Origin of the sequence: Halonatronomonas betaini, assembly GCF_015666175.1 — a bacterium.
In the GTDB taxonomy this organism is placed as follows: Bacteria; Bacillota; Halanaerobiia; order Halanaerobiales; family Halarsenatibacteraceae; genus Halonatronomonas; species Halonatronomonas betaini.
Genome location: NZ_JADPIE010000007.1, coordinates 72,703 through 88,805, shown reverse-complemented (window position 1 = coordinate 88,805; position 16,103 = coordinate 72,703). Strand labels below are relative to the sequence as shown.

Genomic DNA, 16,103 nt, shown 5'->3' with positions numbered 1-16,103 from the left:
CAAATCCTCCTATTTCCTGGTAGCAAAGGTTAACTCTGCTTCAGCTGCCACCTGGCCATCAACAGTAGCTTTAGCCTTTATCTTACTTAAGGATCTCCTCATTCTTAAAACTTCACATTCTAACAATAAAGTATCCCCAGGCACAACTGGTTTTCTAAATTTAGCTTCTTTAATTGCTGCAAAGTATGATATCGAACCCTTCTCCCCGGTGCCACTCTTATAAAGCAGAACTCCACCGGCTTGAGCCATGGCTTCAACGATTAAAACCCCTGGCATAATTGGATGGCCAGGAAAATGGCCCTGAAAAAACTCCTCATTTATTGTGACATTCTTAATAGCTTTAATTGATTTACCCTCTTCCATCTCCAGAACTCTATCTATTAATAATAAGGGATAGCGGTGGGGTAAAAATTCCTGAATTTCTTCAATATTAAACTCCATCGATAAACCTCCTCAATATTCTGGCCATCTCCTGATTCAAATTATGACCACTTCTAATTCCAATAAACCTTGCAATAACCGGGCCTGCTAAATATAGATCTCCAATCAGATCAATTAACTTATGATATGCTGGTTCCTCAGCAATTCTTAGATCTTTATCTGGCCCATTTTTCCCATAAATTACTGCATTATCTATAGTTCCACCTTTGGCTAAGCCGGCAGCCTTTAATGACTCAACCTCATCAGCTAAAGCAAATGTTCTGGCAGAGATTATCTGATCAAAATCATCTCCACCTATTTCAAAGGCTGCTGCTGCTTTACCAGGGGGATTTTCCCCGTAATCAAGATAATATTCAAAAATTGGGTTTATTTCAAAAATATCTCCAGCCAGAGGCAGAGCAATTAATTTTGAACCCCTGGCATTTAAAATTACTGGCTCTTTCAACCAGTATACATGTCTTGGCCTTTCAATTTCAACAATCCTGGACTCCATAAAAAGTTTATAATATATCCAGCCACTGCCATCACCTGCTGGCAGCTCTGGACCATCTATCTCTATAACTAGATTATCCAGCCTAAGCCCTGCAGCTGCAGCAAGTAAATGCTCAACAGTACCGACAATAAGCTGATCATTTCTACCTAAAGATGTTGCCCTCCTATCAGAACTAATCGCCTCAGCCCTGGCTCTAATCTCAGGTTTCCCAGGAAGATCAATTCTTTTAAAGATAATTCCCTGACCGGCTCTCCCAGGTTTAACAGTAACCTGACAGCGTTCCCCGCTATGGAGACCTGTCCCTACCAGGCTTCCTGGCTTTTTAATTGTCTGTTCCTTACCTGATTGATATAGCATTTTACCAGACCTTTCTTAAAAAATACGAGCCAGCACATTATTCAAGAAGTTATACCATTTATTTCGCCAGATAATAAGGTTTATACCTATTAAAGTAAAAAAACCATTTGGCAACCAGGCTGCCACTAACGGGTCTAATACACCATTTCGTCCCAGCGATCTAGAAAATGAGACCAGCAGATAATACAAAAATATTATAATAACTGTTAAAGCTAAAGACAGAGCCCGGCTTTCTCTATTTCCCAGGCTTAAAGGCATACCAATTAAAATAAAAATTAGCGGTGTTAACGGTAATGCAAGTTTCATATGGTAATCCACCAGCAATCTGGTTACATCAATTCCACTCCGCTGAAAGAGCTCAATTTCCCGGCGAAGTTCAGTCCTGCTCATTTCAGCCGGTGTCCTCTGCCTGGCTAAAAACCTCTCCATATCATCTTCAAGCTCTATTGTCATCTGGTCAAACCCAGCTGCCATTTCAAGCCTTCCGCCACTATCATAGCTATGAATATGGCCATTATGGAGCAGCCAATCAGAGCCCATTACCTGGCCTTCAGCGGCAGTAATCACTTCAGGAAAATCATCTGTGGCAGCCTGATCAAAGATTACAACATGGGAGAGAATCAACTCTTCCTCATCATAACCTCGAACATAAAAGACCCGGCCATCTGGACCTTCAAAGAAGACATTCTCTCTGACCTCAGGCATTACATCCTGAAGCATCGAACCCCTGATAATATTTCTGGCCTGGTGATTTGTCCAGGGGACAACCTGTTCATTAATTACAAAGGTAGAAATACTTATTACAACACCAAATACAATTAACGGAACTGCCAGCCTGTATAGACTGTAGCCCCCCATTCTTAAAGCAGAAAATTCATTCTCCCTGGTCAATCGTCCCAGACCTGACATTACTGCAAATAAAACAGCCATTGGAAATGACTGCACAAATATCTCAGGCAACTGATATAATAAAAGCCGCAGGACCTCATTAACTGGAACCTCCTGAACTATTATCAATTCAGCAACTTCATATAAAAAATTACTGAGCATAACTATACCTATAACCATAACTCCGGCTATATAAGGACGGGCCATCTCTTTAAATATATATTTATCTATGATAGCCGGTTTTATTGAAGGCATAATTTTTCCTCCTCTATTGCTTTACATTTGAAGCTCTATTTCAACATTTCCTTCAGCAGTAAAGAGATCGCCTTCACTTAAATCAAGTCTGGCTGTTTCACTTGTTATTCTATCGCCATCATCTTCAACTATCTCCACCCCTGACCGGAAATAAAAAACATCTTCAGCTTCATTATAAGTTCCAGCACCAGCTCTAATTGTTCTTCCAGCCTGTCTAATTTCAATATCATCTTCAAAATCAAAGGTCCCCGCCTCAGTATTATAAACTAGCCTTTCACTGGACAATTCCAGTCTTTCTTCACCCTCATCTTCATCATCTTCAGCCTGTCCTCTTCTATAATCCAAAAACACATTATCAGTAAAAACCAACTCATCCTCATTCATATAAATAACTAAATTATCTGAATTTATAAAGCCTCGCTCAAAAGCCACCTCGACATTATCATATAAATAAGTGATCGATTCCGGTCTATCAATCTCTCCCCGGTCAGAGACAATCTCATATTCCTCCCAGAAGATTGTAACACCGTCTTCTAAATCTATCCAATCTGCCTGATAATCCAATCTGCCTGCCCGAATTTGAACATTAGCAGCTGCTGCCTGAGATAAAGTCAGAACTAACATCAGGACGAAGAGTAAAATTGACCCCAACTTAATAATATCATAACTCTTTTTCATAGAATTACCTCCCTGACCAGGAATTTGATAAACTAATTATTAGAAATTAAAATGGACTCCTGCCTTGGCCTTATCAAGGCCAATTAGACTTAACTCAACTGATAACTCAGGTGTAAAATTCATTCTGGCACCAAAATTAAATTCTTCATCCAGGTATTCTGCCATAATTCTAGTTCTAGGAAGTCTCATCCCATTACCTTCTTCATCAACTATCTGGACATCATGGGGGTTAATCACATGGTCTATCCCAAAGAAGATGCCTCCCATTGAGCTATCTGAAAGACCAAAATGACCTCTTGTATTCTCATAAAAGCTCAGGCTTCCAACTGCATAGAGTGAACGGCCTCTAATTCCAACAGCAATATCAGGTCGACCATCGCCCTCTGCAATCAGCCTTGTCTTTAAAAGAATCCCTAGTTCAGGTTCCTGGGGCTTATCTATTACCTGACCACCAATCTCAATAAAGTTCTCCAGCTTAAATAGGCCATAAATCCTGGTATCAGAGCCTATTCTCTCTGCCCCAACTGCTCCCTGATTCTCAATGATTCCTGCAGTCGGTGTTAAAATCAAATCAGTATCTGCAGCATCTGCAGGCTGCAAAAATGCCATAACTCCAACTATTATTAAAAATACAATTGCAATCTTGCTAATAATATTCACTATTAATCTTCCTCCTTTAAATAGTTCTTGATCTCTTCCAATTCACCTTTAATATCTGATATTTCTTTTTTTAATTTATTTATCCGCCTAATTCCAGCAGCTTCTTTTAGATATTCTCTATGTTCTCTGGCAGGAATTCCGGAATAGAAACCAGATTCCTTAATATCTTTACTAACTTTGGCTTTACCGGTTACTGTCACATCGTCTGCAATCCTGATATGATCTTCAATTCCAGCCTGACCGGCCAGAGTTACCCTGGCTCCAAGTTTTGTGCTGCCGCCAATCCCTGTCTGGGAGACAATCAGATTATCTCTGCCAGCCTCTACATTATGGCCAATCTGAACCAGATTATCTATTTTAGTGCCCTGACCGATAACTGTCTTCTCATTTGCAGCCCGGTCAATTGCAGTTAAGGCCCCGATCTCAACATCATCTTCAATGACAACCTGGCCTAACTGGGGCATCTTATAATGCTTGCCAGCATCACTTACATAGCCATAGCCATCAGAGCCTATAACTGCACCAGCCTGTATCTCAACCCTGTCTCCAATCCAGGTTTCAGCCATTATCTTAACACCAGGATGGAGCAGAATATCATCACCTAATTCACAATTATCACCAATAATAACGCCAGCAGCAATTCTAACCCTGTCACCAATAAAAACATTATCGCCGATTATAGCTCCTGGATGGATTGAGATATCCTCACCAGATTCAAAACCGGCTCCTATTATGGCCGAATCAGCAATTCCAGGTTTATAATATCTCTTATCTGGAAACTGCCTGGCCAACCTGGCATAGGCAAGTTTGGGGTTATCAACTATAATGGCAGGAATTTCATCCTGATATAAATCAGCAGTCACTAAAACCAGCCCTGCAGAGTTTTTCATGGCAGCTTCCAGGTATTCATCTGATTCAGCATAGGTCAATTGCTTGGCACTTACAGAACCAGCCCCGCGATAGCCATTTATCTCCAGCTCAGGATCTGCCTTTAGAGTTCCATCAATTAATTCTGCCAGCTCACTGGCCTTAAACTGAAATTTACTCACCTGGTTCGACTGGCTCTCCTTCATCCAGTTCAGCCTCCTCTGCTAGATCTGCATCTAAATGCTTGGCAACCTCATCTGTTATATCGATCCCACCGGCAATCACCCTGTCAGCCTCGATAACCATCCAGAGATCATACTCGCCGGTCAGCTTATCAATGGCCTCTTTCATTAGCTCTGTAAACTGACGGGCTAGCTCGCTCTGAGTGAATTCATATTGTTGATAAATCTGTTCCTGATCATAGGTCTCTCTGGCACTACCATCACCGGCAGCATTGTAAATCTCTTCTAACTCCTGACCTCTTTCATCAAGTTCTCTCTGAAAATCAGCGGCCAGTTCACTCTCAGCCTGAAGTCTCTCCAGGTTTATATAGCCAATTGCCGGTTCTGGTTCAGGCTCTTCAGGTTCCTCCCTCCAGACCTCTAAATACTGATAGGTCAACAAAGACGAACCAATTCCTGTCAAAATAAATATAATTAATACTGCAATCAGCCAGCGTTGGTTATCTTTAAAACTAAAAAATGCTTTCAACTTATCCATCCTATTCATCCAGCTCCCTGCTCAAATATTTAAAATTATCTTCAAGCCAGGCAACAGTCTCTGCCTGGGATTCTAAATGACTTAGATAATTACTTTCAAGTTCAGCATACCATTCTTCTCTTCTATCCTGATATTCAACATCTAATTCTCTCTTCTTAGCCTCTATTGCCTGATTCAACTCTTCATTTCTGGCAGACTGATAATCAGAGAATTCCTCCTGAAGCTCAATAACCTTATCATAGATATCCTCTCTTAAATCAGACTCAAGACTGGCCCTGACAGCTTCAACCTGTCTATCAACTTCCTCTTCAATTTCAGCTAATCTTGTTCTTATCTCAGCTTCTCTGGCTGCAGTCATATCAAGCACCCTTAACTTAACTCTTAAATTCAAGAGTTCAGCCCGATATTCAGAAAGAAGTTCTCTTCTATAGCTTCTGAGTGAAGCCAGTTCATCCTCTGATAAGCCAACTTCCAGATCAATTATCTGCTGATTTATCTCCTGTTGCTTCTCAAGAATCTGACTCTGAATCTCATTCTGCCTCCTGGTAGCATACTCCTCTAACTCCTGTTTCTGGCTTCTCTCTAAGGCTTCCAGGCGATTCTGAAGATTTATTTCTCCGATTAAATAATACTGGTCAGCCAGCAATTTTTTCCTCTCTTCAAGGAAAAAAAGTTGGTTTGACTGACTGAGTATCAGGTTATCCTGAACATTAGCCAGACTTAATTCAGATTCAGCTCTACTGCCCTCAACTAAATTTCTGTAATTTTCATGAACAGATCTCTCTGCTCCAGAAACATCAAGCTGAAAAGCTGCTCGTTCAGGCTGAAAGGCTGTCATCTGTACATAATTAAATATTACAGCCCCACCTGCAAAAACAAATGCCAGAGCAGCAAAAAATAATATATATTTCAGGACTAGATTATCCTTTATATTTATTTTTTTCTTCTTATCATTTTTAAGCTTTTTATCTCCCATAATAAAATCTCCTTATCATCAGGAAGATTATTATAAACAAAAAACAGCCCGGAACCCGACAGCACTGCCGGCCCGGGCCTTGAGATTTTAATTACTCAATCATCTCAATTAATTCTGGGGTAAGGTCGTAGCCACCGTATAAAACATTCTGACCATCAAGAACTACTGAAACCCCTTTCTCTTCGGCCAGTTGGTTTAATAATCCTTCAATATCTGCTAGAACTTCCTGAATCAACTCCTGCTCCCGCTGAGTTAATTCCTGCTGATATTGCTCTAAAAGCTGTTGCTGTTCTTCCTGGCTTAATTCGTCAACTTCAGCCTCTAATTCAGCCTGCATTTCCTGGGCCTCTAAATTTAACTGAGCCTCAGCTTCAGCTTTATCTGGATGGGCTTCAAAAACTTCTTGTAAATTTACAAAAGCAATCTCACCCTCTGCAGCTGCTGGAGTTGCCATAAAGAAACCCACTGCCAGTACTAATACTGATACCATCATAACTTTGCTTAACCTGTTCATTAAAAAAACTCCTCCTTGTGTATTTAAAACTTATTGAACCCTATATTTTATTATACTATCTTTCGGCTATAAATTCCAGCCTATTCTAGAATGTCTGGCCAAAACTTAAATGAGGTGTACCTGACCAGTCTTTATCCCAGGCATAATCAAGTCTTAGCTGTCCTAACGGAGTATTTAACCTTACTCCAAGTCCAGTTGAATGATCAGTACCGGAGAATTTAAGACTTTCGCCATGATCCCAGACTCTACCGGCATCACCGAAAAGAACACCCTGGACATTATCTATCACCTGCATCCGATATTCCAGATTAAATAATGCTTTATTATCTCCAGATCTACTTCTATAACCCCGTAATGTATCCGGGCCACCTATTCTATAACGCTCATGAGACGGAAGCTCAGCATTACTAAAGCCTGTATCAAGTCTTAAGGCAACTGCATGATCATCTCTAAAACCTTCATAATAGCGACGATTATCAGTGCCATATTTAATAAACTCGCTATCTCCACCGATTACATAACCGGCAAATTCTGCTGAGAGTCTATCTATACCACCACTCTGTGGGAAAATTGGATTATCTCTGGTATCTCTTTCGCCACTCAGTGTAATGCTTCTACTTGTCTCTTCATCAGTTAAATTCCTGTCATTTTTAAATCGGAACTCGCCATCCCAGGTTTCGGTAATCGGATGGCCAAAGGTTGTTGTAAAACCTCTAATTCTTTTTCTTTCAGCATCAAGGGATCTATACTGATCATAAACATTAAAGCCAAAGGAAAGGTCTGTGCCATCGACATGGGGCTCTCTAAATCCTAAGTTATATTCACGCTCATCACCTAACTGGACATTAAAGGATAAAGTCTGTCCCCGGCCAAAGAGGTTTTCTTCCTGGATATCAGCAAAGGCAAACCAGCTACCGTCACCGGCTGCATCCTGGCGATAACCTCCACCGAGATTTAAGCTTCCAGTATTCCCCTCTTCCATTTCCAGCACTAAATCTGCACGGTTATTTTCTTCATCTACCATTACTAGATCAGGATAAATGTCCTCGAAAAACTCAAGCATGAATAGATTCTGATAACCTTCCTGAATCCTGTTGAAATTAACAGGATCACCAGGTTCAATATCAAATTCTCTTAAAATTACATAATCCCTGGTCTTCTCATTACCTTCAAGTCTTATTTCATTTAAATAACCTATGTTAATCTGAATATCAAGTACACCTTCTGGACTTATATCAACATCATCAAACCTTGCCAGAGCATAGCCATCCTCCTGAAAGCGGAATCGGAGTTCAGATATGCCTGAGTTCAATCTTTCAACATTTAATATCTCACCTTCAGCAATACCTAATTCTTCCAGTACATCTTCTCTATCATAAATCTCATCAAGGCCGGTTATATTTATTTCTGTTAATACCGGAAATTCCTGAACCTGAAAGATAGCTACCAGGCCATCTGCTGTACTCTGAAAGTTAACATTAATATCTTCAAAATAACCTAAATCATAAACAGCTTCCATATCTTCTCTCAGTTGTGTCCGATCATATTCTTCACCAATCTCACTCTGAATAAATTCCATAATCCTCTCTTCAGAGATATTCTCGTTACCTTCAATTACTATATCAGCTAAAATATCTTCTGCACGTACCTCTTCAACATTAAACGCCATTGTAAAAACCAATGTCAAAATCAAAATTCCTAAACCATACTTCTTCATCAACTTAATCCTCCTTTAGCCTCCTAGAATTCAATCATCGTTTCAATTGATAGTGAAAATTCACCTGGTCCATAAATAGTTCCATCAAGAACTGTTCTATCTGTTATATCATATTTAAATGAAATTTCAGTATCCTGTTCATCAGTACGTATTCTACTTGAACCCTCAATATATAATCTATCAGTTAGATCTTTTCCTATATGAAGTGAAACTTCCTGATCCCAGCCTAATTCATGGGTTACAATTTCAAATCGATCAAGCTCAAAAGCTCGTCTAATCTCTCTTTGAATATTACCAACAATTTCTAGCTGAAAGGTATCACTTAAAAAGCGAAAAAATTCCTGCTGGACTATCTGAAAAACATTTAAATCTTCACCGACAAGGGCTCCTCCGATTCCGCCTCTTCTGGCCAGCAATGCCAGGATCTCTTCTTCTTCCATCTCTGGATCAGAGGCAAAGCTTAAATTTAAATCAGTGGCCAGTCCATCTAATCTTACAAAAATATCATTACCCTCTGCTCTTGTTGAAGCTCTAACTGTTACAGTAGGTATTATACCCTGGCGCCTTCTGAAATTAAGCCTGGCTGAATCAAGATTAAATCGGTTATTATAAAAGAATATTGTTCCCTGATTTGAAGAAATCTGGCCATCTATTTGAAATTCATCCTGGTAGAGAAGCCTTAAATCTCCACGCTGAATAGGTATCTCAGCATTTTCATGACTAAACATATTATTATTCCCAATTCTTACTCTTAAATCAATTTCTGGTTGAAATCTTGCCTCTTCAAAGGGATCAAACTCATCATCAACATCATCGTCAGGTTCAAAATCTTCAGGAACAACAGCCATTAAATCGTTAACTGTTATCTCTCCACCAATTACTGGTTCGTATAATGGCCCTGAAAATGTCAGGCCACCATTAATTACAGCTGAACTACCTGCATATTCGATTGGAATAGAATCGCCAATTAACTCTAAATCCCAGAAATTAGCTTGATCGATAATATTCATCAGGCCAGTTAACTCAAAACTTCCTCCGTCGTAATTACCAGTCATATCAGATAACTCAATCCGGTCACCGATAAAATCCAGATATCCATCCAGAGAAAGGTTTTCTGTTTGACCAAAATTCAATTCATCAAGACTTAAATATAATTGGCCATCAAGATCAGGATTCTCTAAACTTCCTCTAAAATCAACCTCTCCATCAAGACGGCCATCAACAAGATCAACCTCTGGAAAGAAACCAGCAACTGGATTAAGAGGAAAGTCCCTTGCCCTTAATTGGAAGTTGCTCTCTTCAGGCGCCGGTATATTAACAACTCCATCTAGCCTGATATCTTCTCCTGTTGCAGCTATTAATTCCTGTTCGACAGTTAGGCTATTCTGGACATCTCCAGATACCCGGCCTGAGATCTGGCTTAAACTATACTGATTAATTTGAAAACCTCTAATTGTAGTTTCTAAATCAACCTCAGGCCCATCCAGTGGACCATAAACAGTTCCAATCAACTCCAGGTCACCATCTATATCAACATCTGGGCCTAGATAACCACAGAGCCAGTCAAAGCCTAAATCTATTCCAACCAGTGAAAGATCATATTCTTCTCCTATCCAACCAAGCAAGTTTAAACGGCCTAAATCAGAAACATCACTATCTGCATCAACATCAACTGCAATTAGCCAGTCATCAATATCCCCGGTCACCTCTAACTCTCCACTAAAATAATATTCAAGAGGAGGAACATCTAATCCAAAGGATTCGATATAATAGGGCAGATCAACATCATCAAAGGCGACCTGGAGATCAAGTTCAGCCTCATTTAATATATTATCAACTTTTCCAGTAATTATAAAGTCCCCTGAACCTGGTTCCCAGCTGATTCCTTCAGTCAATAAATCTCCTTCTTCAAGTTCTAACTGGCCTGTTAAACGACCTAAATCATATCCATCATAGATCAGATCTACAACTTCAAGATCTGCATAACCCCAGGGATTATCGTAACTTCCTCCGGCTTCACCTGAAGCCGAAAGCCGGCCTCTGAAGTTATCAAATTCAGAACTATCAAGTCTGGATAAACGATAGTCATTAAAGGCATAATCTACATAAAAATTATCACTAAATTCTCCATAATCTATCACAAATACTGCTTCTTCTTTCTCCATTCTTAAATCAATAACCTGAAATGGCTCTCCTTCAGACCAGTAAAAATCTGATCTGCTATTTTCAAATTCAAAGTATTCATCGCCAATAGGCAGGGAAGTACTCCTTGATCTTGCTGATGCATTGACTGTTGGTGCATTTAATCTGCCATCTAACTCAACATAACCACTTACATCTCCTATTAATGGCAGAGAAATCCCAAAGATTTCATTGATATATTCATAGGTCAATTCATTTATATCAAGCCGGGCATCAATTAATGGCAGGTTTTCATCCCCATTAAAGATCGGAGAAAAATCAAGCTGGCCATCTGCAATTATATCAGTTGTCCGGCTTGTGAAATCAAGATTCTCAACATATAACAATTCTTCTCCAGGGCTATAATTAAGGTGACCATGACCATCAGAGACTTCCACACCAAAAAATTCTGCTTCTGACAGCCAGAGTTCAAGATCAAATACTGGCTCAGAAAGGCTGCCAGCAATACTCCCTGATACCCTGGAGTCACCCTGAATCCCCTGCTCTATTCCAGCAAGTCCAGAGATCTCACCTAAAACTAAATCATCTAAAATCAATTCCAGATCTATTTCTTCTGTTTCTAAATTAATTCCTCCAGCAAAATCAAATTTACCGGCAGAACTTTCTCCTCTAACCGGACCAACTTCAAGATAATTATCCTTTAACCAGAAATTCACTAGAGGTCTATCAATAGCAAGATCATAGATATTTATTTCTTCAGCCAGCAACTGACCTGATAGAACAAGATCACCTAAATCAAAGCCTTTACCGGCAGCAAATAATTCCCCTGAAATTTCATCTTCAGCTATAAAATCTAAATCCTGCTCGATAAAGTTTTTTATTGTAGCATATCTAAGCTGGTTGAGTTCCAGATCAAAGCTATACTCTTCAGTTTCTGGAATAAAGTAACCATTTCCAATAATTTTATCTGCAATATTCAAGCTGCTTAGCTGTAACTCATTATCCTGCCAGGCAAATTGCATTGAACCGTCATAATTTATTTCAGAATCAACCAGTTGAAACTCAGATATATCAACATCTCCTTCTAACCAGAGATCTTCTTCACGGTATCCACCAGATAGTTTGATATCAACTGGTATAGCTCCAGCCAGGAATGTATCTAATTGTTCTTTGAGTTCATTAAACTGATGATTATTATCAGCTAAAATATTTAAATATTTATATAAATCTTCAGTACCTGTTTCAAGATCCAGATAAACCTCTGGGCCAATATCAGTTAAATCCGCCTGGCCACTTACTCTAATTTCTTCATCTTCAAATAGACTGAACTCAAGTTCAGGAATTAACAATTGATTTTCTGCAAGACTAAAACTAAAATTCTGCCTTAGTCTCTGAATATCAAGAGGTTCAGCCATTTCTTCATATTTAAAGTTTATCCTGCTAAGATCTGTCTCGCCCTGAACAAGTAAATCAATTAGCCCATTACCATCACCTGTCATTGAAAGATTAACCGTCTGGCTTCCATAGAGTTCAAGCTCACTTAAACCAAAGCTTCCTCCTATCCTGTCAGCCCATCTATTAAACTGACCTGCTGCTGGAATCATAAAATTGCTATTTAAGTTCCACGAGCTACCATTAAGCCTGGCTGCTAAATCTCCTGAAAGTGTTAATTCAGGAAGTAAAAGTTCTTCCCATTCCTCATCTTCATAAATTATTTTTTCTATCTCGAAATTATAAAGATCAAATTCTCCTGAAAAGTTAGTTTGCACCTGTCTTTCATCGACAAAAATAAGCTCGAATAATTCAGGTTTAATATTTATTGAAGGTCCACCCTCATCATAATTAATTGAGCCACCTTCAATTACAATTCCTGTTCCAGCAGGTATAACCGGTAAAGCCTCCCAGATATCATCAGGATCAAATATAGTTGGCTCATCAAGTTCGACTTCATCAAATTTTAAAAAATCCTGTTCAGGCATACTTAAGTCAATAACCGGTTCAACTAACCTGGCCTTACTTACACTATTTGCCAGAGAAGCTGCCAGATCAAATCTTAAATCTTCCTGAAAAAAGTTAGCAAGGAAACTTCTTAAATCATAATATAGCTCCATCTCTTCAAGTTCAAACTCAAATTGATTATCTCTATCTTTAACAGATAGGTTTTTAAAAGCTATTCTATTTATCGGAAAAACTGTTGCTTCTTCATAACTGATATCAACATTTAAGGCAGCTTCAATCCTTAATAAAGTAACAAGCTGCCATTCTGCAAACTGCCCTGTCTGATACAGATGGTAGGGGACGGCCATTAAGATAAAGAGCACAAGTATAATTAAAAATATTTTTTTCCAGCTCAATTTATAGCCCCCCTTAACATAATATTAACCTGGACAGGGCGCCGAGGGGCTGCCCCAGGCTAGAAAAACATTTGCAGCCTTTTTTAATTTCGCCCCGGGTTAAACGAATCAGTATCAGCAGATGTTGCTCTATTTGAATTTCTAAATGATTCATAACCATCATAATCTCTATATTCCTCATCACTTTCCTGGTCCGGGTCTTCAATCATAAAATCAAGATATAGATTGCCCTCTAAAACATAATCAGTTTCAATAACTTCCCTTAATGGATCTTCTTCAATCTCATCCACTGGAACCTCTTCAGGTGTTTCCTGGTTTTCAGGACCAGGCCGTTCATCATTTTCATCTTCTGTCTCTGGTTCTTCCATATCTGGTTCTGGTTCTTCCTCTTCTTCAAAGCCAGGCGCAGCCGGAAAACCAGGATATATTTCAAGAACAAGATCATTATTTTGAGGCCTATCAAGAAAAGCCTCAATCTGTTCTTCAAAACTGGTAAATCCAGCAGCTGTTGTACTCAAACTTTCTTCTTCATAAAAATCAAAATCATTACTCCCAAAGCCATAATAACCAAAACTATCACCACTTATAACTGACATACTTGTTGGCCCTGGTTCCATATCATCAGGCAGCGAGACAGTGAATTCAAAATCAAAGGAATCCTGCCTGTATGGCCTTAAAGCAATCTTAATATCCAGATCATCTCCAGGATATATCTCATCTTCATTCTGTATCTCCAGTTTTTCTATAAGGGCTACCTCTATAGAATCCTCGACATCAACAGAAAAGTTAATATCTATTAAGTTAACATCTACAAATGAGTTCTGATTAATAAGCCTTATCAACTCCTGTAATTCAACAAGGCTTCTACTGGCAATATCATCTCTACTATAAAATATATTTTCTCTTTCTATTGAAAGTCCTGGTATGTTATTACCCATTATTTCAATTCTAGTTTTAGCCAATCCTGAGCCAATTCTATCCAGGCCTGTATCCACTGATTGCAGAGCAATTGTTGGCACTAAAGAAGTTAAAAGCTGCTCATCATTTATAATCTGGACAGCTATATTACTCTCTCTGCCTCTATCAAGATCATTAACATCAACGCTAAATGGTACTACCTCCGGAAAAACATCCAGTTCCCCACCAATGCCAGCTCCTCTATCCTGGCGGATCATGCCCAGTGGCCTTCTAACTGGTGATCCTAATTTAAAAGGCTGTTCTCCAGGAATAATCTGACTGATTCTGGCCTGGGATAAGAAAAAATTAACCTCACCTCTATTGGTGAAGGGGTGCCCAAATGCAAGGATCTCAGACTCATTCCGGTAAGTTAATGTACCGATTGAAGCTAAATTGATATCTCCTCTAGCCATCTGAACTGCAACAGAACTGCCTGGTTGTAAATCTGGATAATAATCATCCTCTGGATCAGTTTCATCTCCTCCAGGTATCACCTTAAAATCTGCAGACATATAACTATCTAAGTCAGACTCCAGACGCTCTAAACTTCTACCTGACAGACCACTGATCATAATTGGAGTTTTAAGTTCAGGAAGCTCTTCCATATCTCCAAACTCATATTCTTCTCCAGACTCTAAAATATCAAGCATTTCCTCAATAGGGGTTGCTAAAACATATCTGTTCTCGCCCTGAAACCAGCCATAAGCAATTGCCCCGATTATTTTATCATCAATATAAAGAGGGCTTCCGCTCATACCGGAAGCAACGCCATTAGTCTCTTCAATCTTTTCACCTTCAAGTTTTACTAAAATAAAGTTTCTGCCTGGTTCATAATTTCTCATAAGGTCAATTATTTCAAATTCAAATTCCTCTATTTCCGTGCCCCTAAAAACTGTCCGCCCATACCCTCTTTCCCCTGGAGCCAGATCATTAAATGGCATGGTAGCAGAAGCTACCGGCAGGGAGATAAGAAAGAACATGAGCAGGACAATTAATGGAAGCAGAACTCTTTTCTTGAACAAGGATATCCAACCTTTCTCAGCTTAATTTGCCGATTTATTTATAAGCCTTCTTCTTATTAAATAATACATCCTTTAACTGATCAATTTCTTCTATTGCCTGGCCTGTCCCTTTAGCAACACAGGTTAAAGGATCATCAGCTAAAAATACAGGGATTTCTGTCTCCTTACTAATTAATTTATCAAAATTACCAAGTAAAGAACCACCACCGGTCATAATTACCCCTGTATCCATAATATCTGAAGCTAATTCTGGTGGTGTCTGTTCAAGGACACTCCTTACAGCTTCAATAATTGTAGCAACACTTTCACTTAATGCGCCTTCAATTTCAGAAGCTGAAATTTCAATATTTCTTGGCAGGCCTGACATTAAATCCCGGCCTCTAATATCCATAGTTTTATCCTCTAAAACCATGGCAGAACCAATTTGAAATTTAATTTCTTCAGCAGTCTTTTCACCGATTACCATATTATATTTCTCTCTAACAAAGCGGCAGATATCACCGTCTAACTGGTCTCCTCCCATGCGGAGAGATTCACTAACAACGATTCCACCGAGAGAAATAACAGCTATCTCTGAAGTTCCTCCACCGATGTCAATAATCATACTTCCAGTCGGTTCAGCCACAGGCATACCAGCTCCAATGGCGGCAGCCAGAGCCTCTTCAATTAAATATGTTTTTCTGGCGCCAACCTGGTTACAGGCTTCTTCGACAGCTCTTCTTTCAACTTCAGTAATGCCAACTGGAATACAGACCATAACTTCTGGTTTAAATATCGGCCTTTTACTAACTGTCTTCTCAATAAAATGCTTAAGCATCATCTCTGTAACTTCAAAATCTGCAATAACACCATCTTTAAGAGGTCTAATAGCAACAATATTACCTGGTGTTCTTCCTAGCATCCTCCTGGCCTCTGTTCCAACAGCCAGCGGTTTATTATTATCTTTATTAACGGCAACAACAGATGGTTCCTGTAAAACAACACCTTTTCCCTTTTGATAGACCAATACATTTGCAGTTCCTAAATCAATCCCTATTTTTTGCGAAAAATTAAACATATTAT

General features: G+C 39.2%; 13 protein-coding genes. All 13 read right to left on the bottom strand.

What is annotated here, in order from left to right; genetic code table 11:
* Positions 1-9: 9 nt before the first annotated feature.
* Positions 10-441, bottom strand: a complete 432-nt coding sequence (gene fabZ / locus I0Q91_RS11865) for a 3-hydroxyacyl-ACP dehydratase FabZ (RefSeq protein WP_270454780.1) — start codon at positions 439-441, stop codon at positions 10-12.
* Positions 431-1,291, bottom strand: coding sequence for a UDP-3-O-acyl-N-acetylglucosamine deacetylase (gene lpxC, locus I0Q91_RS11860; protein WP_270454779.1), 861 nt, complete (start codon positions 1,289-1,291; stop codon positions 431-433). Before lpxC ends, fabZ begins: the two co-directional genes overlap by 11 nt.
* Positions 1,292-1,306: 15 nt before the next feature.
* Complete coding sequence (locus I0Q91_RS11855) at positions 1,307-2,434, bottom strand: LptF/LptG family permease (RefSeq protein ID WP_270454778.1); 1,128 nt, start codon at positions 2,432-2,434, stop codon at positions 1,307-1,309.
* Positions 2,435-2,455: 21 nt separating this feature from the next.
* Complete coding sequence (locus tag I0Q91_RS11850) at positions 2,456-3,112, bottom strand: LptA/OstA family protein (protein ID WP_270454776.1); 657 nt, start codon at positions 3,110-3,112, stop codon at positions 2,456-2,458.
* A 39-nt stretch (positions 3,113-3,151) separates the two neighbouring features.
* Positions 3,152-3,772: a hypothetical protein gene (locus I0Q91_RS11845; protein ID WP_270454775.1), complete on the bottom strand. Its 621-nt coding sequence runs from the start codon at positions 3,770-3,772 to the stop codon at positions 3,152-3,154.
* A 2-nt stretch (positions 3,773-3,774) separates the two neighbouring features.
* The gene (lpxD, locus tag I0Q91_RS11840; protein ID WP_270454774.1) at positions 3,775-4,845 is read right to left on the bottom strand and encodes a UDP-3-O-(3-hydroxymyristoyl)glucosamine N-acyltransferase; all 1,071 of its coding nucleotides are present in this window, start codon (positions 4,843-4,845) and stop codon (positions 3,775-3,777) included.
* Positions 4,814-5,368 carry an OmpH/Skp family outer membrane protein gene (locus I0Q91_RS11835; RefSeq protein ID WP_270454773.1) on the bottom strand — a complete coding sequence of 185 codons (555 nt, stop codon included), beginning with the start codon at positions 5,366-5,368 and terminating at the stop codon, positions 4,814-4,816. The genes lpxD and I0Q91_RS11835 overlap by 32 nt, the downstream gene beginning before the upstream one ends.
* Positions 5,361-6,335, bottom strand: coding sequence for a hypothetical protein (locus tag I0Q91_RS11830; protein WP_270454771.1), 975 nt, complete (start codon positions 6,333-6,335; stop codon positions 5,361-5,363). Before I0Q91_RS11830 ends, I0Q91_RS11835 begins: the two co-directional genes overlap by 8 nt.
* Positions 6,336-6,426: 91 nt before the next feature.
* Positions 6,427-6,849, bottom strand: a complete 423-nt coding sequence (locus I0Q91_RS11825; RefSeq protein ID WP_270454769.1) for an OmpH/Skp family outer membrane protein — start codon at positions 6,847-6,849, stop codon at positions 6,427-6,429.
* A gap of 85 nt (positions 6,850-6,934) precedes the next feature.
* A complete protein-coding gene (locus I0Q91_RS11820) occupies positions 6,935-8,566 on the bottom strand; it encodes a BamA/OMP85 family outer membrane protein (RefSeq protein WP_270454768.1) in 1,632 nt (543 codons plus the stop codon).
* A 23-nt stretch (positions 8,567-8,589) separates the two neighbouring features.
* Complete coding sequence (locus tag I0Q91_RS11815; RefSeq protein ID WP_270454767.1) at positions 8,590-13,062, bottom strand: translocation/assembly module TamB domain-containing protein; 4,473 nt, start codon at positions 13,060-13,062, stop codon at positions 8,590-8,592.
* An 83-nt stretch (positions 13,063-13,145) separates the two neighbouring features.
* A complete protein-coding gene (locus tag I0Q91_RS11810; RefSeq protein WP_270454766.1) occupies positions 13,146-15,041 on the bottom strand; it encodes a SpoIVB peptidase S55 domain-containing protein in 1,896 nt (631 codons plus the stop codon).
* 34 nt (positions 15,042-15,075) lie between these two features.
* Positions 15,076-16,098, bottom strand: a complete 1,023-nt coding sequence (mreB, locus tag I0Q91_RS11805) for a rod shape-determining protein (protein WP_270454765.1) — start codon at positions 16,096-16,098, stop codon at positions 15,076-15,078.
* Positions 16,099-16,103: the final 5 nt, after the last annotated feature.

Excerpts from the sequence above, each read along its gene's own strand:
- fabZ (WP_270454780.1), bottom strand. The coding sequence starts at position 441 with ATGGAGTTTAATATTGAAGAAATTCAGGAATTTTTACCCCACCGCTAT.
- lpxC (WP_270454779.1), bottom strand. The coding sequence starts at position 1,291 with ATGCTATATCAATCAGGTAAGGAACAGACAATTAAAAAGCCAGGAAGC.
- I0Q91_RS11855 (WP_270454778.1), bottom strand. The coding sequence starts at position 2,434 with ATGCCTTCAATAAAACCGGCTATCATAGATAAATATATATTTAAAGAG.
- I0Q91_RS11850 (WP_270454776.1), bottom strand. The coding sequence starts at position 3,112 with ATGAAAAAGAGTTATGATATTATTAAGTTGGGGTCAATTTTACTCTTC.
- lpxD (WP_270454774.1), bottom strand. The coding sequence starts at position 4,845 with ATGAAGGAGAGCCAGTCGAACCAGGTGAGTAAATTTCAGTTTAAGGCC.
- I0Q91_RS11835 (WP_270454773.1), bottom strand. The coding sequence starts at position 5,368 with ATGAATAGGATGGATAAGTTGAAAGCATTTTTTAGTTTTAAAGATAAC.
- I0Q91_RS11830 (WP_270454771.1), bottom strand. The coding sequence starts at position 6,335 with ATGGGAGATAAAAAGCTTAAAAATGATAAGAAGAAAAAAATAAATATA.
- I0Q91_RS11825 (WP_270454769.1), bottom strand. The coding sequence starts at position 6,849 with ATGAACAGGTTAAGCAAAGTTATGATGGTATCAGTATTAGTACTGGCA.
- I0Q91_RS11820 (WP_270454768.1), bottom strand. The coding sequence starts at position 8,566 with ATGAAGAAGTATGGTTTAGGAATTTTGATTTTGACATTGGTTTTTACA.
- mreB (WP_270454765.1), bottom strand. The coding sequence starts at position 16,098 with ATGTTTAATTTTTCGCAAAAAATAGGGATTGATTTAGGAACTGCAAAT.